Annotated in this window: 19 protein-coding genes; 17 read left to right on the top strand and 2 right to left on the bottom strand. The window is 53.3% G+C overall.

Translation table 11 applies throughout. The features are described 5' to 3' along the window. The first annotated feature begins 10 nt into the window (after window positions 1-10). The 3 genes from MKX42_RS29095 (at window position 11) to MKX42_RS29085 (ending at window position 5,013) form a co-directional block, all read left to right on the top strand. Window positions 11-2,695 carry a discoidin domain-containing protein gene (locus tag MKX42_RS29095; RefSeq protein ID WP_340756604.1) on the top strand — a complete coding sequence of 895 codons (2,685 nt, stop codon included), beginning with the start codon at window positions 11-13 and terminating at the stop codon, window positions 2,693-2,695. Between the two features lie 132 nt (window positions 2,696-2,827). Then, complete coding sequence (locus MKX42_RS29090) at window positions 2,828-4,306, top strand: potassium/proton antiporter (RefSeq protein ID WP_340756603.1); 1,479 nt, start codon at window positions 2,828-2,830, stop codon at window positions 4,304-4,306. 248 nt (window positions 4,307-4,554) lie between these two features. Next, window positions 4,555-5,013: a Dps family protein gene (locus MKX42_RS29085; protein ID WP_340756601.1), complete on the top strand. Its 459-nt coding sequence runs from the start codon at window positions 4,555-4,557 to the stop codon at window positions 5,011-5,013. Window positions 5,014-5,264: 251 nt separating this feature from the next. On the opposite strand, the gene MKX42_RS29080 is transcribed toward MKX42_RS29085, so the two are convergent. Next, window positions 5,265-5,969 carry an AIM24 family protein gene (locus tag MKX42_RS29080; RefSeq protein ID WP_036723116.1) on the bottom strand — a complete coding sequence of 235 codons (705 nt, stop codon included), beginning with the start codon at window positions 5,967-5,969 and terminating at the stop codon, window positions 5,265-5,267. 12 nt (window positions 5,970-5,981) lie between these two features. Further along, window positions 5,982-6,470: a hypothetical protein gene (locus MKX42_RS29075; protein WP_340756599.1), complete on the bottom strand. Its 489-nt coding sequence runs from the start codon at window positions 6,468-6,470 to the stop codon at window positions 5,982-5,984. A gap of 211 nt (window positions 6,471-6,681) precedes the next feature. Between MKX42_RS29075 and MKX42_RS29070 the strand changes: the two genes are divergently transcribed. The 14 genes from MKX42_RS29070 to modB all read left to right on the top strand — a co-directional run bounded on the left by MKX42_RS29070 (window position 6,682) and on the right by modB (window position 18,912). After that, a complete protein-coding gene (locus tag MKX42_RS29070) occupies window positions 6,682-7,368 on the top strand; it encodes a M50 family metallopeptidase (protein WP_340756597.1) in 687 nt (228 codons plus the stop codon). A 187-nt stretch (window positions 7,369-7,555) separates the two neighbouring features. Next, a complete protein-coding gene (locus MKX42_RS29065) occupies window positions 7,556-8,239 on the top strand; it encodes a hypothetical protein (protein WP_340756595.1) in 684 nt (227 codons plus the stop codon). A gap of 233 nt (window positions 8,240-8,472) precedes the next feature. Further along, window positions 8,473-9,438: a helix-turn-helix transcriptional regulator gene (locus tag MKX42_RS29060; RefSeq protein WP_340756594.1), complete on the top strand. Its 966-nt coding sequence runs from the start codon at window positions 8,473-8,475 to the stop codon at window positions 9,436-9,438. A gap of 259 nt (window positions 9,439-9,697) precedes the next feature. Beyond that, a complete protein-coding gene (locus tag MKX42_RS29055; protein ID WP_340756592.1) occupies window positions 9,698-10,687 on the top strand; it encodes an ABC transporter ATP-binding protein in 990 nt (329 codons plus the stop codon). Next, window positions 10,684-11,676, top strand: a complete 993-nt coding sequence (locus MKX42_RS29050) for an ABC transporter ATP-binding protein (protein ID WP_340756589.1) — start codon at window positions 10,684-10,686, stop codon at window positions 11,674-11,676. The genes MKX42_RS29055 and MKX42_RS29050 overlap by 4 nt, the downstream gene beginning before the upstream one ends. Window positions 11,677-11,788: 112 nt before the next feature. Next, window positions 11,789-13,465 (top strand): ABC transporter substrate-binding protein, encoded by a 1,677-nt coding sequence (locus tag MKX42_RS29045; protein ID WP_340756587.1) that lies wholly within the window; start codon window positions 11,789-11,791, stop codon window positions 13,463-13,465. Between the two features lie 25 nt (window positions 13,466-13,490). After that, window positions 13,491-14,495, top strand: coding sequence for an ABC transporter permease (locus MKX42_RS29040; protein WP_340756585.1), 1,005 nt, complete (start codon window positions 13,491-13,493; stop codon window positions 14,493-14,495). Between the two features lie 12 nt (window positions 14,496-14,507). Beyond that, window positions 14,508-15,401: a nickel transporter permease gene (nikC, locus tag MKX42_RS29035; protein WP_340756583.1), complete on the top strand. Its 894-nt coding sequence runs from the start codon at window positions 14,508-14,510 to the stop codon at window positions 15,399-15,401. Window positions 15,402-15,589: 188 nt separating this feature from the next. Then, on the top strand, window positions 15,590-16,144 hold the full coding sequence (locus tag MKX42_RS29030) for an RNA polymerase sigma factor (protein ID WP_340756581.1): 555 nt from the start codon (window positions 15,590-15,592) through the stop codon (window positions 16,142-16,144). Further along, the gene (locus tag MKX42_RS29025) at window positions 16,145-16,465 is read left to right on the top strand and encodes a hypothetical protein (RefSeq protein WP_340756579.1); all 321 of its coding nucleotides are present in this window, start codon (window positions 16,145-16,147) and stop codon (window positions 16,463-16,465) included. After that, window positions 16,443-16,820 carry a PLDc N-terminal domain-containing protein gene (locus MKX42_RS29020; protein WP_340756577.1) on the top strand — a complete coding sequence of 126 codons (378 nt, stop codon included), beginning with the start codon at window positions 16,443-16,445 and terminating at the stop codon, window positions 16,818-16,820. The genes MKX42_RS29025 and MKX42_RS29020 overlap by 23 nt, the downstream gene beginning before the upstream one ends. A gap of 19 nt (window positions 16,821-16,839) precedes the next feature. Continuing rightward, window positions 16,840-17,220 carry a hypothetical protein gene (locus MKX42_RS29015; RefSeq protein WP_340756575.1) on the top strand — a complete coding sequence of 127 codons (381 nt, stop codon included), beginning with the start codon at window positions 16,840-16,842 and terminating at the stop codon, window positions 17,218-17,220. Between the two features lie 254 nt (window positions 17,221-17,474). Continuing rightward, on the top strand, window positions 17,475-18,218 hold the full coding sequence (modA, locus tag MKX42_RS29010; RefSeq protein ID WP_340757878.1) for a molybdate ABC transporter substrate-binding protein: 744 nt from the start codon (window positions 17,475-17,477) through the stop codon (window positions 18,216-18,218). Window positions 18,219-18,249: 31 nt separating this feature from the next. Continuing rightward, window positions 18,250-18,912 carry a molybdate ABC transporter permease subunit gene (gene modB, locus MKX42_RS29005; protein WP_340756573.1) on the top strand — a complete coding sequence of 221 codons (663 nt, stop codon included), beginning with the start codon at window positions 18,250-18,252 and terminating at the stop codon, window positions 18,910-18,912. The last annotated feature ends 188 nt before the right edge of the window (window positions 18,913-19,100 follow it).

The following is a 19,100-nucleotide window of genomic DNA, read 5'->3' as shown; positions in this document are numbered from 1 at the left end:
GGACAAGGGAATGAGGACTAGAGTTCAAAAGAAACCCGGTAAATATCTCCACAGACTACTAAAATTTGCAGCACTGATCATCTTGATTCTGTTGTCCGTCTCTGTCTTCGGAGACTACGGGACGAAAGACGGTGAAGCGGATGTGGATCTGTCTTCCTTGTCGGCGGCCAAGGATGCCGGTCCTGAGATGCCGGAAGGAACTGTTCTATGGAAGCTTGGCAAGCATGACGGCTCTGCCGGTGAGTTCAAGGCGGCAGGGTCAAGCGGGGTGAAGAAGACGCTAAGCATAGCCTCAACCACTGCCAGGTCGGCAGAGCTGAAGTCATTGCCCTCCGGCCTGCACGGGGAGACCAACCCGGAGCTGCGGATTCAGTATGAGCTGGATAAGATCCCAGAGCACGGGGTCTTATTTCGCGTAAGCATTATCGATGCTTACAAATCCGTTCCCCAGATGAGCGTGTTCTCCAACCGTCAGCTCTCAGGGATTATTCAGATCGCCGGGATTGCCGGAACCGGCAGCAAATACGACTTCCGCAAAAGCTATGAGCTGTACATTCCCAAAGAGCAGCTAATCAGCGGCACCAACGAGCTGACGCTGCGGACAGCCAGGGGAATCTATTCCTCAGAGGCTGAGGATAAGTACAACTGGTGGACATGGGATAATCTCAGTCTGGAGGCGCTGAAGTCTCCGATAAAGGAGCCGATTCACGGCAGCTATACGCTGACCGGGACGGTGGTGAACAACAAGCAGTTTTATTTTGACGAAGGGGCGGTTACCCATCTGCCTTATATTATGAAGTGGCTGGGCGTAGCCTACAGCGGCAATATCATGCGGACCAGCTGTGCCAGTGATGTGGGACGTTCCTGTGAGAAGATGGAGGAGTACTACAAGGTCCTGAAGGATTACAATATGCAGGCCGTAGCGCTCTATCTGTATACAGGCGATATCAAGCTGAAGGCGGACGGAACGCTGCCGGGGGATGCGGAGAAGAAGCTGACGGATTATTTCCAGAAGTACAGCCCGTACTTCCAGTATTACGAGGTGGATAACGAACCGGGCCTGTTCAACCGTTCCAAAGCGGTCAATCTGGCTATAGCCGAGTGGCTGAACAGCAAGGGGAAGACGATCGCGCCCCATCTGCAGACGGTTGCACCCGGATGGGCCTATTGGCCGGGCTACAGTGAAGAATCGTGCGGCAACCAGAAGGGGCCGGTGAAGCAGTGCGGAGACCCGGACGGCTGGGAACGCGACCCTAAGCAGCGCGATGAGCTTGAGGCGGTAACGGATCTGACGAATGGCCATTCTTATGGCGATTCCTATATTTTCGGGCAGGGCGGGAGCTTCACGGAGAACCTGAAGACCTTCGGGGGATCGGTAGACGGCCTTAGCAAAAAAATGCTCGCTACCGAGTTCGGCACCTCGGACTCTCATGTGGACGCCTATCAATACGGGGCCAAGGAGCGGACCTCGGCGGTGTTTGACCGGATTATGCGGGCACATATCGGCTATGCCGAAATGTTCGTGCAGCATGCTGCCTTCTTCAAAAATTTCAGCCTGTTTAAATACGGCTTCAATCTGGAGGATCACGATCCTGCCACTACAGAGATCTACTACACGAAGGAAGGCGAAGAATCCCGCGTCAGTATCATGCGCAGGCTGGATCTGGCTTATGCCACACACGGCGCTCCGCTGACCTATCAGATCAGCAATAAGGAGGAACTGAAGGATAAGCTGGTCTACGTAAGAGCAGTGGACACCTCCACGATTGAGCCGCTGGCGGGCAGTAAGGCAACATCCAACAAGGTGCTGGTGAACTTCGTCAATTTCGAGAAGACCGAGCAGACCGTTAAGGTCAAGGTCACTATGCCGAAGAAAACGGAGTATGAAGGAGAACGGTTCGGCAAGGGCGATACTTACGAGGAGGCCCGCAGTTATGTAACAGGCAGAGCCGCTTCGCCGGAGCTGGAATTCACGGAGACGCTGGCTCCGGGAGAAGGCGTGCAGTACATTCTGGAGCCTTCCTCCGAGGTAGCGGATACGGCGCCGCAGGGCCTGAAGGCGACTGCTGTCAAGGGATTATCGATGCATCTGAACTGGCTGGAAGCCCCCGGAGCAAGCTACGAAGTGCTCCGGGCGGACGGCCCGGACGAGAAGCTGAAGGTCATCGCTACAGCAGTGAAGGGAACGGAGTACAACGACAGCAAGCTGAAGGAAGGCACACTTTATACTTATGCTGTAAGAGTGTCTGGCTCTGGCATGATGTCAGAGAAGACACAGATTACAGCAACCGGACTTGTCCCGCTGGACCGGGCAGGCTGGAAGGTGACGTCCAGTGTGAGTAAGGAGGCTTCCAATCCGGCAGGTGCCATTGACGGAGACCGGCGGACCCGCTGGGATACGGTCAAGCATCAGGCTTCGGGGGAGTACTTCCAGATTGATCTGGGCGCAGAACATACGGTAGAAGCTATAGATATGGATTATCCTTTATCACCATATGATTATCCGCGAGGCTACATTGTGCAGGTATCGGATGATGCCAAGAGCTGGAGACAGGTCGCAGCGGGCAAAGGCCAGCTGGGGAATACCAAGATTACGTTTGCCCCGGTCAAGGCCCGGCATATCAAGATTACCCAGACAGGCTCCGGCGGCAACTATTGGTCCATTCAGGAGCTGCAGGTGTATTCAAGAGAATAAAGGACGGCATAATAACCTCCGTGGAATTCAGCCCACCGGGGTTTTTTTCTGATCCAAGGAATCATAAACATTACTATAAAATACATGGGGCTAAGGCGGATACCCGGCTCCGGGGAAGGTGTGAACCGGTTCATGACTCATCTTGCAGATCAAATCATCTTGCTGCTGGCGGCTTTGCTGCTGATCGCCGTGCTCTCCACCAAATTCTCCACCCGTTTTGGCATGCCTGCTCTGGTTCTGTTTATTGCAGCCGGCATGGTGCTCAGCCATTTTATCTATTTCAACAATGCTTCGCTCACGCAGATTGCCGGCATTTTTGCCCTGGTGGTGATTCTGTTTGAGGGCGGTATGCAGACGAGCATGAAGGATATTCGCCCGATCCTGAAGCCGGCGTTATCGCTGGCTACACTCGGAGTGCTGCTGACTACGGTGATCGTTGGTATTTTTGCCAAATTCTTACTTGGTGTACCCTGGGCGGAGAGCTTCCTGTTCGGAGCCATTGTCGGCTCCACAGATGCGGCGGTGGTATTCTCCGTACTGGGCGGCAAAAATATCGATAAACGGCTAACCTCTACGCTTGAAGCCGAATCCGGCAGCAATGATCCGATGGCTGTATTCCTTACCGTGTCGCTGATTGAATGGGTGCAGCACCCGGATACCGCAGTCTGGAGCCTGGTGCTGTCGTTCTTCTGGGAGATGGGAGTAGGGCTGCTGGTCGGGATCATCATCGGCAAGCTGGCAGTGTACCTGATTAACCGGATTAATCTGGACTCCACCGGGCTGTATCCGGTCATGGCAGTTGGCTTCGCAGTTCTGACTTACGGGGTCTCGGCCATGATACACAGCAGCGGACTGCTTGCCGTCTATGTCATGGGGCTGATGCTGGGGAATTCCGAGCTGATGTACCACCGCACCATTATGAACTTCAATCATGGCTTTGCCTGGATGATGCAGATTGCCATGTTCATTCTGCTCGGGATGCTGGTCTTCCCGCAGGAGCTGGCGGCTGTGGCCTGGCAAGGGCTGCTGCTGTCTGTCATCCTGATGGCCCTAGCAAGACCGCTTGGCGTATTCCTCAGCCTGCTCGTGTCCCGGTTCTCCTTCCGTGAAAAGACACTGATCTCCTGGGCCGGGCTCAGGGGAGCCGTCCCGATTGTCCTGGCGACCTACCCGCTGCTCGCGGGGCTGCCGCATGGCAGGCTGTTCTTCAATGTCGTATTCTTCGTTGTCCTGACCTCGGCAGTGATTCAGGGGACAACGATTTCACCTCTGGCCTCGCGGCTGAGGCTGGTGGGCCGGGAGCATGCATCCCAGCCTTCATTAATGGAGCTGGTCGCGCTCGGGAAGACCGATTCCGAATTCAATCATATCGGAATCGACCGGCAGATGGCGATATCCGGCATGCAGATTGCAGAGATCGGCCTGCCGGACGATATTCTGTTCACGGCTATTATCCGGAACAAGACCATCGTGACGCCGCATGGCAGCACGGTAATTGAACCTGGAGATACGGTATATGTGCTTAGTCCCAAGAGCAAGCGGGAGGAAATGCGCGCCATCTTCCGCAGCGGCCTGGGACGGGCGGCAGAGACGGATATCCATTTGGTGTAAGGGACATCCTACAGAAGGGTGTAAGCTTTTCTTCCGGTTCGAGTGATTTATGTCAATCCATGTGCATTTGCGTCAATTGTGATTCAAATTATAGGATAGGCTCCCGGAGGAATGCTAGAATGTGCAATACATCAAGGAAGCAGGACATTAGATTGCAATACGGTAAAAAGTATGTTAAATTGTATATAGATTTAGAACGAGTCTAAATACAATAGGTTGTAAAATACACACTCCGGGAGGTTTTTTGAATGAGTACACAAGTTAATAGCCACACTGCACTGCATGCTGTCCTGAACCGTCAGACCGCAAACTGGACGTTGCTGGGAGTGAAGCTGCATCATTATCACTGGTATGTCAGCGGAACCCAATTCTTCACGCTGCATGAGAAATTCGAAGAGCTGTACAACGAAGCTGCGGGTTATGTGGATGAGCTGGCTGAGCGGCTGCTCGCCATCGGCGGACGCCCTGCATCTACTATGGCAGAGTACCTGAAGCTCTCCAGCCTGAAGGAAGCTGCCAGCGGTGAGAGCGCCAAGGAAATGGTGGCACAGCTGGTTCAAGACTTCGCTGCCGTAGCTGAAGAGCTGAAGCAGGGCATTACTAGCGCAGAGGAGGTCAGCGACCAGCCTACCGCTGATCTGCTGATCGGAATCCGGACAAGTGTAGAGAAGACTTCCTGGATGCTGAACGCTTACCTGGAAATATAAGAACGTATTGGTTTCACGCTATACGTTATCCTTCTATTTCTCGCTGAAACGGTACCGTCCTTTCAAAGGACGGCAATGCCGTTTCCACTTTCGTAATTCCGGCATAGGACATATAGAAGAGCGCCCGCGTTACACATGCGGGCGCTCTTTGCTTAAAATATAAGAATTTATATGTTGCACACAATAACTTATCCTTCTATTTCTCGCTGAAACGGTACCTTCCTTTCAAAGGACGGCAATGCCGTTTCCACTTACTTAATAAATACACCGCCGAAGGGCAGGGCCTCCCGCAGGAATCGCTTGATAATGCCGTCTTCATTATTGTCGCGCTCGAAGCGTCTGCTCTGGCGTCCGGCCTGGAACAGCACAGGCCCGTGGCCGGTCATTTTCCAGTGATAGCTCATATGCTGGCTGGCGAGATGGTTGCCGTAGACCGTCAGCTCAAGCTTGGCATTCTCGGGATAAGCGATAATGCTCCCGGCATCGACATACAGCGGATCGAAGGGATGCAGCTCGGCTTCGCAGACCGTGCCCTCCGTGAGAATGCCGATGCTGCCGCGGCCGGAGAATTTGACCTTGACGATATCCCGGGTAATCAGCATATTCTTCATGCTTAGCACTCTCGTCTGCATCGTGACTCCCTTGCTGTAGAAGAAGAGATGCCTGAAGTCGTAGAGCAGATCGCTTTTGCTGTCGAGCTGGATGGTCTTGACCCGGTAGCCGGGCGGCAGCGCGGCTGTGAACCGGCAAGGGCCGGTCAGATCCGCCCGGATCAGCTTGCGCTTGCGGTACATGCCCTTCACATCCATGAACCGGTCGGCCCGTCCCGCCGAAGGGCCCTGGTAAGCAATGATCTGCTGCGGATGCAGCACATGGACCTCCTCGTTCTCCTGAACGGTAAAAGCAACCGCCTGTCCGCTGCCGCTGTCGCCTTCATCCTGAATGTCAATGTTCATTCTTCATCCTCCTTAACGCAGCCGGTCGCTTCTTCTGGAGCGGTACCGCATCGTGAAGCGCAGCACCCGGATCAGCAGGAAGTAGCCCAGCAGAAGAGCAATCCCGGAGATGACCGTCACCTTGATCCGGTTGAAGTAGTTCTCTCTCGCCGTGCGGTCATTCTTCAGTTCGTCCACGACCTGGCTGAGCTGGCGGTTCTGCTCCTGCAGGGCAGCATTCTGGGACTGATACGTCTGCATTTGCTGCAGGCTGTCCGTCAGCTGCTCCTTGGCTTCACCGAGATCCTCCTTCGTCTGCTGAAGCTCTTCTGCAGTCTTCTGGTAACTCTCCTGCAGCTTGGTGACTTCTCCGGGAAGCTCCGAGAAGCTCTGTATTCCATTGTATATATCATTCAGATAATTGGCCTTGGCCTCGGGGGCAGGCCAAGTGAGAGTAAGGCCAAGCATAAGCAGGGAAGAACCCAGCAGCCTCAGCATCACTCCTGTTACCCGTCTTGTCATCAACTGATCACCACCTGTTAGAGCTAATTGTCCTCCTATTTTATCATAGCTGCTTGCTGTTTGAACAACCCGGGCGGCTGTAGGCATAATTACCCTTTGTGTCTATGGAGAGAACCAAGAGGTAATACAGTGTTAAGGCAGGGATGGTTTCCATAATATTGAGTGTCGCTGCAAATTAACGTATACTGTGAACGGAAAGGGGCTGTATTCAATGAATAGATGGCTCAAAACACTGTTGTTCCTGGCGGGCTCCGCCCTGTTGACCCGGTTTATTCCGTTCTCCTCCTTATTCCGTAATCTGGATACCATGTTCCATGAATTCGGCCACGCGCTGATGACTCTGCTGCTCTCCGGCAATGTGCTGCGCATTGAGCTGTATTCTGATCACAGCGGTGTGACCTATTCGGCGATTGCTGCCGGAGGCAAGGCGATCCTGGTGTCGCTGGCGGGGTATCCTCTGGCTTCACTGTTCGCGTTGCTGCTCTTCTATTTCTATAGTAGAGATAAGCGGGAATGGGGGCTTGTTCTGGCCAGCCTGGTCGCACTAATTATGCTTGTACTATATGTGCGGGGCGGCTTCGGGATGATCTGGCTGAGCGGCTTCATTCTGCTGAATGCTGCGATGCTGTTCCTCTGGCCGAAGGTCAGCAAGGTATACTACCTGTTTCTTGCGTTCCTGACCCTGGAGGAGTCCGTAATGGGGACCTTATTCCTGGTCTATGCTTCCATCGTTACACCTTCCCGTGCAGGGGATGCAGCGAATCTGTCCAGATTAACCATTTTACCGGCCCCGGTGTGGTCACTCCTGTTCTTCCTCTTCGCATTGCTGTGTGCAACCTGGGCCCTTGGGCTGTTCTTCCGGCATGAGAAGGCGGGCAGACGGGTCAGATTGATGTAATGCGTAAAACTTTGTTCGTCATATTTTGACAAAAGGATAGTCTTTCGCAAAGAGGCAATCCCCTTTAGGGGGAGGTTGGCTCTTTTTTTGTCGATATTATAGGACCGAACATACATTCCATGACAAGGAGTTGTCCGCCAATATTGGTACATTAATAGAAGACCCAAATTAAGAAAGAGGTGGAAATATGCAAGCAAGTATTCAGACGTTGTTTACATGGAGCCAGGAGCGTATTTTGGCAGGCGGTGCCAAGAAAATAGTGCTGCTCGTGGAGTGGAAGGGAGCGGTACAAGGGGAGGATTTCCGCAAGAAGAGCCGCAAGATGGTAGCCCGGGATATTGAGCTGCGTGTCTGGCTCGAAAGTCATGTCAAGGTAACAGGATGTTACGGGTGTAGTGCAGAAGAAGGAGAGGGGAGGTCACTGCTCCTGAAGCTGGGCAAAATCCATTCCGGGCAGCGCAGGTACATCGCTCTGGAATTCATGATGGCGGGTATGCCTGCAGGCATACATGAAGCCCTCTGGCTGCAATGGCAATACAAGCAGCCTACGGTGGAGCGTATCCGCGAGCTGCCGCTCAAGAAGCTGGGAATCGAATATTCCCATCGTACCGACCTGCTGGGGGCCAGCTCCTGCTTCCATGTGGCGAAGCATCTGGCGCTGCTGCAGACAGAGGCGCTAATCGCGGAAGCCCAGGAGGCCCGGATGAAGAACAAGCCGGAAGTACCCTCGGAGATTCTTCGCAGGCAGGCCGATCAACTACTCCTGATGTCTGCCCGCTCCGGGGATATGCAGCTGCTCAGAGAAGCGGAAGCGCTGTATAAAAGACTGGAGGTGGAGAATCTGCCGCTAAGCAGGACCGGAATGAGATAATTGCAGGGAAGCTGCGTAGATAGAATAGGAATTACCCATACATAGGGCTCAAATATAGAATCGCAACCGGCGTAGCAGATAAAGAAATGCGTAATATCTAAATGTGGTAACATAGTAAAATAGTTCTATTATATTTTCTTATCTCGGTTATTACATCCTTGGTTATAGATATATATAACTAGTTTATTTAAAAATAATGGGTCTATTTTACCATAAGTCAAGGAGAACTGAATATGACAGACCGATTGATCCGGCTGATGCGCATCATTACGCTAGTTCAAGCCAAACCGGGAATTCTGGCCCGTGAGCTGGCGGAACGATGCGGCAACAGCGAGAGAACGATTTATCGGGATATGGATGCGCTCAGTGCCATGCATATCCCCATTACTCATATGGGACACGGCAAGGGGTATGCTTTTATCGGGAATTTCGCACTGTACCCCTTGGATTGGTCAGAAGAGGAAGAAGAGGCTTTTTCACAGTTGCGCAGTATTATGGCGGAGATCAAACCTTTGCTGCCCCCGGGCTTTGAAGACGCATACGAGAAAGTGATGGCGGCAGATTATAAGCAAAAGGCAGAAAGGGAAGAAACAATGGAGCGTACGAAAAAGGAAGCCGGACCAAACCGGACGGAAAATAGCAGAGCTCATGGAGACCAGCCCCTCTTTCTGACCGACATTCTGGATGCCGTGATGAAGCAGAGAAGCATACAGGCCGACTATAGTGAGAATGCCTACGAAGAAAAAGGTATCCGAATTGATCCCTATTGCCTGGTCCCGCTAGAGAATCGTTTTCACCTGATAGGCTTCTGTCACCGCTTCGGGATCATCCGGACCTTTCATATTAACGGCTTCTCCAGTGTGAATCTGCTGGACAGGTGGTTCTCCAAAGATCAGTTCGATCTGCAGTCCTTCATGGAGCAGAAGTGGTCCCTGGAGCAGGACAGCCTGCAGGTTGAATTCAGAGTCAAATTCTCGCAGCGGATGATGGAACGGCTGAAGCAGGAGGAAATGTTTGTGAAGCCGAGCAAGGTGGACCGCCAGAACCGCAGCCTGCATTTCAAGGTCGCTGTGGAGCAGGACATCGGCTTCGTCCATTGGATTATGAAATACAAGGAAGAGGCTGAGATTATGGAGCCGCTGTACTACCGGGATGTGCTGAAGCATCAGTTGGAGAAGTGGCTGTCGCTGTACAAATAACGATAGGTATATTTTCCCCGGATTTTTATGCTCTGATATATTCATATAAAATTCATAGGGTTAGTTATATGCACAAATTTCCCTTGCCTAGATAGGATATCCATAGTAAAGTTATACATTAAATAACAGTAATATGTATTTAAAGTTAATTAGATTACTTATTATGTTAGGTATTGGTTAATATATCTAACTTTTTAAATAGTTTTCCTGACTAGTCATTTGACCTTTGTTCAATTTTTAACAGAAAAGAGGGAGAGACTTGATCCAGCCGATTCTGAGCATTGAAAACCTGCATACCCACTTTCTAACGGACCGCGGTGAGGTTCCGGCAGTGGATGGTGTTGATCTCTACATTAATCCGGGCGAGATTCTGGGCGTAGTGGGGGAATCGGGCTGCGGCAAGAGCGTCACCTCCCTGTCTATCCTGAAGCTGGTCCCAAGCCCCCCAGGAAGAATTGTAGACGGACGTATTCTGCTGAAAGGCCGTGATATTGTCCCGCTGAAGGAGAAGGATATGCGCAAGATCCGGGGAGATTCGGTCTCCATGATCTTTCAGGAGCCGATGACCTCGCTGAATCCCTTATTCACAGTTGGACAGCAGATTATGGAGACAGTACGCCTGCACCGCGGCCTCTCCAAGAAAGAGGCCCGGGAGCATGCGGTAGATATGCTGCGCAAGGTTGGAATTCCCCGGCCGGAAGCGATCATCGACGAGTACCCGCATCAGCTCTCGGGAGGCATGCGCCAGCGGGTCATGATTGCCATGTCGATCTCCTGCAGCCCGGAGCTGCTGATTGCCGATGAGCCGACAACCGCGCTGGATGTAACGATTCAGGCCCAGATTCTGGAGCTGATCCGTCAGTTAAATGAGGAGCAAGGCACTGCTGTCATGCTGATTACCCATGATCTTGGCGTAGTGGCTGAGATGTGCCACCGTGTGGCTGTGATGTATGCAGGTAAGGTAGTGGAGGAAGGCAGTGTTCATGATATTTTCAAAAATCCGCTGCATCCGTATACGAGAGGACTGATTGCTTCGGTCCCCCGGATGGATGAAGTTAAGGAACGTCTCTACTCCATTCCAGGTAATGTGCCGGTTCTCAGCACAGATATGCAGGGCTGCCGGTTCGCACCGCGCTGCCAGGAGGTCATGGAGCTCTGCATGCAGAGCCTTCCTGCGCTGACACGGCAAGAGGAACAGCACAGCTGCAGATGCTGGCTGCATGACAGTCCACAGGAGGATGCGGTATGAGTGAGAGCCTGCTTGAGGTCAAGGGACTCCGGAAGTATTATCCGCTGAACAAGGGCTTCTTCAGCCGGGACCGCGGCAGTGTTAAGGCTGTGGATGATATCTCCTTCGCTGTGAGCAAGGGCGAGACCTTCGGTCTGGTAGGGGAGAGCGGCTGCGGCAAATCGACCACCGGCCGCGCGCTGCTCCGGCTGATTGAGCCGACAGCGGGTGAGATCTGGTTCGGAGGGCAGGAGCTTACGAAGCTGTCTGCGGAAGAGATGCGGCGGCAGCGCCGGGAGATGCAGATTGTCTTCCAGGACCCGTTCTCCTCCCTGGACCCGCGTCATACTGTGCAGCGTATTCTCGAAGAGCCGATGATTGTACACGCTACCTGCGATGCCAGGCAGCGTAAGGCAGAGGTGGAGCGGCTGGCGGATGTAGTCGGATTGTCCAGGGCACATCTGCAGCGTTACCCTCACCAGTTCTCGGGCGGACAACGCCAGCGGATTGGCATTGCCAGAGCGCTGGCACTCCATCCGAAGCTGATTATCGCGGATGAGCCCGTCTCTGCGCTGGATGTATCGATCCAGTCCCAGGTCATCAACCTGATGCAGGATTTGCAGCAGGAATTCGGCTTAACCTACATATTTATCGCCCATGATCTTAGTGTGGTGAAGCATATCTGCGACCGGGTAGCGGTAATGTACCTGGGGCGGATTGTCGAAATTACGGACAAGCATACACTCTATGCCCGGCCACAGCATCCTTATACGCAGGCTCTGCTCTCTGCGGTTCCTGAACCTGATCCCGATATCCGCAAGGAGCGGATCATTCTGCAGGGGGAGGTACCGAGTCCGGCCAATGCACCAGTCGGATGTGCATTTAACACGCGTTGTCCGCGCGTGATGGAGCGGTGCCGGGTGACCAGACCTCCGCTGCTGGAGACAGAAGCCGGCCACTTCACTGCCTGCCATCTTTATGATGAAGAAGCCAATACACCGCTTGCCTGATCTGCTTGCATCTTAGAGCCATATACAGAAGAACCTTGGTTTATAGCTGTGCTACTGCACCGCTCTATATAAACACTTTGATATTTCAATGAAAGAAGGGAGCTTTCTGGAGATGAAGAAATGGGGTAATCTCGCATTGGTACTGATGCTTGGCGCGGGGCTCGCGCTCAGCGGCTGCGGTGGAGGGAACAACACAGGCAACACGGGCAACACAGGAAATACCGGAGGGAATACGGCGGCAACGAATGCTCCGGCAAGCTCACCTGAGACCTCCGGGACAGCGCAGGACACCTTGATTCTGGGGCGCGGGGGCGACTCGGCTTCCCTGGACCCGGCGATTGTGACGGACGGGGAGTCGTTGAAGATTGCCCATCAGGTCTTTGATTCGCTGCTCGAATATAAGCCGGGCACCTCTGAAGTCCAGGCCTCACTTGCCGATAGCTGGGAAGTAACGCCGGACGGGCTGAGCTACACCTTCAAGCTGCATCCCGGCGTGAAGTTTCATGACGGAACCGATTTCAACGCCGAGGCAGTTGTGTTCAATTTCCAGCGCTGGAGTGATCCGGCCAGTGAATACAAATTCGAAGGTGATTCCTTCGACTACTATGACTCCATGTTCGGCCCGGACGGGTCGCGGGTGATCAAGGAAGTGAAAGCGGTGGACGAGTCGACCGTTCAATTTGTACTGAACCAGCCGCAGGCGCCGTTCCTGCAGAATATCGCCATGACCACCTTCGGGATTGCCAGTCCTGCTGCGGTCAAGGAGAAGAAGGAGAATTTCAAGAATGAGCCGGTAGGGACAGGCCCGTTCGTGTTCAAGGAGTGGAAGCGCAATGATTCCATCACGCTGGATAAGAATATCGCCTACTGGAAGGAAGGGCTTCCCAAGCTGAACAAAGTCATCGTGCGCTCGATCCCGGACAACTCAGCTCGCTTCACGGCGCTGCAAAACGGGGAGATCGACCTGATGGAAGACCTGAGCCCGGATGACTTGTCCGCGCTGGAGAATAGCAGTGCTCTGACCAAGATTGAGCGTCCGCCGTTCAATGTGGCGTACCTCGGCTTCAACTTCAAGAAGAAGCCGTTCGACAATGTGAAGGTAAGGCAGGCGCTCAGCCATGCGGTCAACAAGCAGGAGATTATCGATGCATTCTTCGCCGGCCAGGCCCAGGCTGCGGTCAATCCTATGCCCCCTTCCCTGTGGGGTTATAACGACAGTGTGAAGGATTATGAGTATGATCTGGACAAAGCCAAAGCATTGCTGGCCGAAGCGGGTTATCCTGACGGACTGCCTGATCCGGTAACCCTGTACGCGATGCCTGTATCCCGTCCTTATATGCCTGACGGCAAGAAGGTAGCCGAAGCGATTCAAGCGGAGTGGGAGAAGATCGGGGTCAAGACCGTCATCGAGTCCCCGGAATGGGCCACTTATCTCGATGATACCAAGGCTGGGGAGAAGGATGATATCTTCATGCTCGGCTGGACCGGCGACAACGGCGACCCGGATAACTTCCTGTACACCCTGCTGGACAAGGATGCTATTCCCGGCAATAACCGTGCCTTTTATGTGAATGAAGAATTGCATACGCTCCTGACCGGCGCCCAGAAGGAGACAGACCAGGGCAAACGCACCGAGCTGTACAAGCAGGCTCAGGAGATTATCAAAGCCGATGCGCCATGGATTCCGCTGGTTCATACCACACCGCTGCTGGCCGGCAAGGCCAATCTGAAGGGCTTCGTTCCCGGACCGACAGGTACAGAGTATTACAGTGAGATTTATTTTGAATAAATACACCTTTGGAAGGTGAACGGAATTGAACTCTTACCTCATAAAACGTGTGATGGTGCTGTTCCCGGTGCTGATCGGCATGACCCTGATCGTCTTCTCGATTATCCATGCGATTCCGGGGGATCCGGCCGAGACCATTCTCGGCCAGAAGGCGACAGAGCAATCCAAGCAGGCGCTGCGTAACCAGCTTGGCCTCGACAAGCCCTGGCTGCAGCAATATTTTAACTACATGGGTGATTTGGTGCAGGGGGACCTGGGGACTTCAATCCGCACCAAAACGCCGATTGCCAAGGAAATCGTACCGTATCTGGCCGCTACGCTGGAGCTGACAGCTGCCAGTATGCTGTTCGCAACCTTCGTCGGAGTGAACGCCGGTATCCTCAGCGCCTGGAGGCAGAATTCCTGGTTCGACTATACGGCTATGATCATCGCGCTCATTGGGGTATCGATGCCGATCTTCTGGCTGGGGCTGATGGAGCAGCTGCTCTTCGCCCTGAAGCTCCATTGGCTGCCGTCCATCGGCAGGATGGACCAGCGCAATCCGGTGGAGACGATAACCAACCTGTACTTGCTGGATACGATTCTGGCCGGGCGGTGGGACCAGCTGTGGACGGTCATTAAGCATCTCATTCTGCCTAGTATTGCACTTGGTACGATTCCGATGGCGATCATTGCCCGGATGACCCGCTCCAGTATGCTGGAGGTGATGAATTCCGATTATATCCGTACAGCCAAGGCTAAGGGTATGTCGCAGTTCTTCGTGGTCTATAAGCATGCGCTGAAGAATGCACTCATTCCGGTGTTGACGGTAATCGGCCTGCAGACGGGGGCGCTGCTCGGAGGGGCGGTGCTGACCGAGACGATTTTCGCCTGGCCCGGGGTAGGGCGTTATATCTTTGAAGCGATCAGTTCGCGGGATTATCCGGTGATTCAGACGGGGATTCTGATTATTGCTTTTATCTTTGTGGTCATCAATCTGCTGGTGGATCTGCTGTATGCCGCTATCGATCCGCGCATCAATTACAAGTGAGGGGGAGCAGCTATGGGACAAGCAGCACTGAAGGCTTCGCCTCTTAAGGCTCCGGCGGATCAAGCCTCCGGCCCCTGGCGTGATGCGTGGAAGGCCTTCCGCAAGAACAAGACGGCTATGGCCGGGCTTGGCATTATCCTGTTCTTTGTACTGATTGCGCTGCTCGCTCCGTGGATTGCCCCGTATGATTTCAAGGCTCAACAATTGGTGAACCGCCTGAAGCCGCCGTCGGCGGAGCACTGGTTCGGTACGGATGATCTGGGACGGGATCTGTTCACCCGGGTGATCTACGGGGCACGGATTTCACTCTGGGTAGGATTTTTCTCCGTAATCGGCTCGATCATTGTCGGCACCGCACTGGGCATACTCGCCGGATACTACGGCAAATGGATGGACATGATGATCTCCCGTCTGTTTGACATTTTGCTGGCTTTTCCGAGTATTCTGCTGGCCATCGCTATTGTAGCTATTCTGGGGCCTTCCTTGCAGAATGCGCTCTACGCGATTGCCATCGTCAACATTCCGACTTATGGGCGGCTAGTCCGGGCCAAGGTGCTGAGCCTGAAGTCCGAGGAGTACATTACGGCGGCCAGGGCGATCGGGATGAAAAACGGGCGGATTCTGTTCAGCCATATTCTGCCGAACAGCCTGACGCCGATCATTGTCCAAGGCACCCTTGGCATCGCTACAGCCATCATTGAAGCCGCTGCCCTGGGCTTCCTTGGACTGGGCGCCCAGCCGCCGGACCCGGAGTGGGGCAAGATGCTCTCCGATTCCCGGCAGTTTATCCAGAAGGCCCCCTGGACCGTAGTCTTCCCGGGCCTGTCCATCATGCTGACCGTCCTCGGCTTCAACCTGATGGGCGACGGCCTGCGGGATGTGCTGGACCCGCGGATGAAGAACTGAATCTGAGTATAAGGTATTAGCAAGGGCTGTCCCCAAGCCATGAAATGGCTGCTTGGGACAGTCCTTATTTTGATGGAAGGTTACTGTTCTGTGAACAGAAGCCCTACTTTTCCCAAAATAACTTTGTGAATTTCCGAACAATATCCAAAACACTTCGTAATGTAGGTTGAAAGGGCGGCGGGGAACAGATGATGACCGACAAACAGCTCGTTGAAGGATGCAAGTCCGGTCAACAAGAGCATCTTGAGCTTCTCATTGTCAGGTATAGGGATGATTTATACCGGTTCTGCCGCCATCTTACCTTGAACCGGCAGGATGCGGAGGATTTGTTCCAGGAGGTATGGGTACGTGTGCTCCGCAAGCTGGAGAAGTATGATGCGGAGCGTCCCTTTAAGCCTTGGCTGTTCCAGGTGGCATTCAACATGTACCGTGACCACTACCGGAAGTGGAAAAGCATGTATGCCCTTTGGACCTGGTTGTCCTCGGATTCGGAGTTTATTCATATTAGAGACCCGGCTCCACTGGCAGAAGAGGATCTGCTGCGGCATGAGGAGCACCGGTTCCTGGAGGAATGCCTGCGGAGTCTGCCCAAACGTTACCTTGCCCCTCTCGTGCTGTATTACTATGAGGAGTTCAGCTATGAGGGCATAGCGGAGGTGCTGGGAGTTCCCCTCGGAACTGTCAAATCCCGATTGAATCATGGTAAGAAGCTGCTGCACAAGCTAATGAAGGAGATGAACTAAATGAAGGAGCCCAGAGACGAAGACCGGCTGCTGACGGAATATTTCAAGCTGCCTTTTACGCCATCTCCAGAGCTTGTCTCTAATACGATTCAGCGGATACAAGGGCGCAGGACCATGGGTGTACTTTTCATTTTAATGGCCCTGCAATGGCTGGTATTCATGGTGCTGGGCTTGTATTTCCTGGCCGGTCCGGCTGTTTTGCAGTGGAAGATCAGCATGGGGCTGCTGTTCATCCTGTCCCCAATGATTGCCGGAACGTTACTATTGTACCGTACTATGGGAAGCGGGGGAGGATCTCATGAAAGTTCACTTCACCGTTGAGAAGTTCGTTTTTGGGGGGATGACCGCAATCGTTCTGGCCAGCTGTATTGCGCTAGGATACAGCATAGGTCCGTATATGGGCGAATTTGTAGAGGAGAATCTGACCTGGCTTATTGTGATAAGTCTGCTGGCCCTGCTGTTCCTGAGCCTCAATGTGCTAATTGCGGTATTCATTTACAAGGATGCCTCGCGGCGCCGGATGAATGCCTGGCTGTGGATGACTGCGGTCATCTATATTCCGAACTTCATCGGTCTGATCCTGTATCTTCTGGCGAGAAAACAGCATCACATTCACGCTGCATCTGATGCAGGCAATCAGGATATCCGTTGTCCGCACTGCGGCCATCTAATCTAAACAGGGGAGTGTTAAGAACATGAACAAAAAATGGAAGACACTGGGGATCTTAATCATCATGGCGTCGGTGCTGCTAACTTCCTGCGATAAGAAAATAATGTATGTCGGGTCCAGCACGAAGAGTAAAATAAGCGGCTCCTACAAGTTTTTTACGGGTAAAGAGGAGAAGAAGCTGAGTATGAAAAGCGGCGAAACGATCAGCATCGATTATAAATCCAAGGTGGAAGAGGGCCGGCTGTCCATGAAGTTATACGGACCGGATAATCAGGTGCTTACTGAACTGGGAACCAATGAAACCGGTACTGAAAAGGTGAAAGCCGATAAGGACGGGAAATACCGGATTGAAATCAAGGGTGAAGATACCAAGGGAAGCTTCAAGGTTGCCTTCAAGGTCGAATAACAGGAACTTGTGAGAAGATTATTGCGAATAGCTCTAGAACAGGCCTCTTCCCTATACATAGGGCGGGGTTTTTTAGCGTGCGCACTAGGGTTATCCCTGATTTCAATACTAAATATAACTAAACATATACAAACATAATCAAATGCATTGTATAATTCGATTTAAGTTGCTAGAATATGATCAAAATAAAGAATAGTAATTGGGAGGTATGGAGTGTGCTGAGAAAGTGGTTAGCGGGATTATTGGTGCTGCTTATGGTGGCGGGCGTGTCGGCGGGTTCAGCAGGAGATGTTGAGGCGGCAGTGAAGAAGACGGAGCTTATTGTCTCCGCAGCAGCGAGTCTGCAGGATAGTCTGGACAAGATCGCGGTGCAGTATGAGAAGCAGCATCCTGAGATTAAGCTGGTGTTCAATTATGGCGCCTCAGGTACGCTACAGAAGCAGATTGAGCAGGGGGCACCGGCCGACTTGTTCTTCTCGGCAGGCGATAAGCAGATGAACGCGCTGGTGGATCAAGGGCTGATTGCAGACCACAAGGCGCTGCTGAAGAATCAGTTGGTCGTCGTTGTGCCTTCCGATTCGAATACGAAGCTTACAACCATTACTGACCTTACCGCTCCAGCCTTCAAAAAGGTAGCCGTAGGCCAGCCGGAATCGGTACCAGCCGGACAATACGCTCAGCAGTCCTTGACCGCGAAGAAGGTATGGGATACGCTGCAAAGCAAGCTGGTCTTCGCTAAGGATGTCCGCCAGGTGCTGTCTTATGTGGAGACAGGCAATGCAGATGCCGGGTTCGTCTACAAGACGGATGCGTTAACCTCGAAGAAGGTGAAGATCGCCCTGACGGTGGGCGGCCATGTACACAAGGCGATTAACTATCCGGTGGGCATTGTTAAGGATTCGAAGCATCAGGCCGAGGCCGAAGCGTTCTACAGCTATGTACAGACAACTGCTGCCAGCTCCGTCTTCACCGGCTACGGCTTTCAATTGGCTCAATAAATAACGATCAAATCGATGGGGTGAAAGAGAGATGGAGATCAATTGGACCGACTTTTTCGCCCCAGTCTGGCTGTCCATCAAGATTGCGGTATTAACCAGTGTGATCGTGTTCCTACTGGCCACACTGGCTGCCCGGAAGATGGCGGGACGCCGGTTCTTCGGACACAGCCTGGTCGAAACGGTCCTGCTGCTGCCGCTGGTGCTGCCGCCGACTGTGGTCGGCTTCGTCCTGCTGGTGGTCCTCGGACGGCGGAGCTGGATCGGCAGGCTGTATGAACAGTTCACAGAGCAGACGATTCTGTTCACCTGGGGGGCAGCGGTAATTGCCGCAGTGGTAGTAGCTTTTCCGCTGGTATACCGCACGGTCAAGGCAGGCTTCGAGGGGGTAGAGAAGGACCTTGAGGATGCTGCGCGTGCGCAGGGAGCCAGCGAGCTTCAGGTGCTGCGTTATGTCACCCTCCCGCTGGCCGGCCGTTCGCTGGCCGCCGGATATGTCCTCGGCTTCGCCCGCGGACTGGGCGAGTTCGGAGCAACGATTATGGTGGCGGGCAATATTCCGGGCCGCACCCAGACCGTGCCTACTGCGATCTATGTAGCAGTGGACGGAGGCAATATGACGCTGGCTTGGATGTGGGTCGGCTCGATCATTATCATCTCCGCACTCATGTTGATGTTTGTGAACCGCCGCACTTGACGGCTTAGGTTAACAAGGGCAGCCCCCGTCCTCACCGGAATTTCCGGTGAAGGCGGGGGCTTTTTGCGGTAAACCGACCACATTCGGCGTTGCGCAGGCGCGTAGGCAAAATGTAATCGAAAAACCGACCACATTCGGCGTTGCGCGGGCGCGTGGAGCAAATGTAATCGAAAAACCGACCACAATCG

This window comes from Paenibacillus sp. FSL R7-0204, from assembly GCF_038002225.1.
Classification (GTDB): Bacteria; Bacillota; Bacilli; order Paenibacillales; family Paenibacillaceae; genus Paenibacillus_AQ.
The sequence above is the reverse complement of the archived record's forward strand: the minus strand, read 5'-3'. Positions and strand labels throughout refer to the sequence as shown.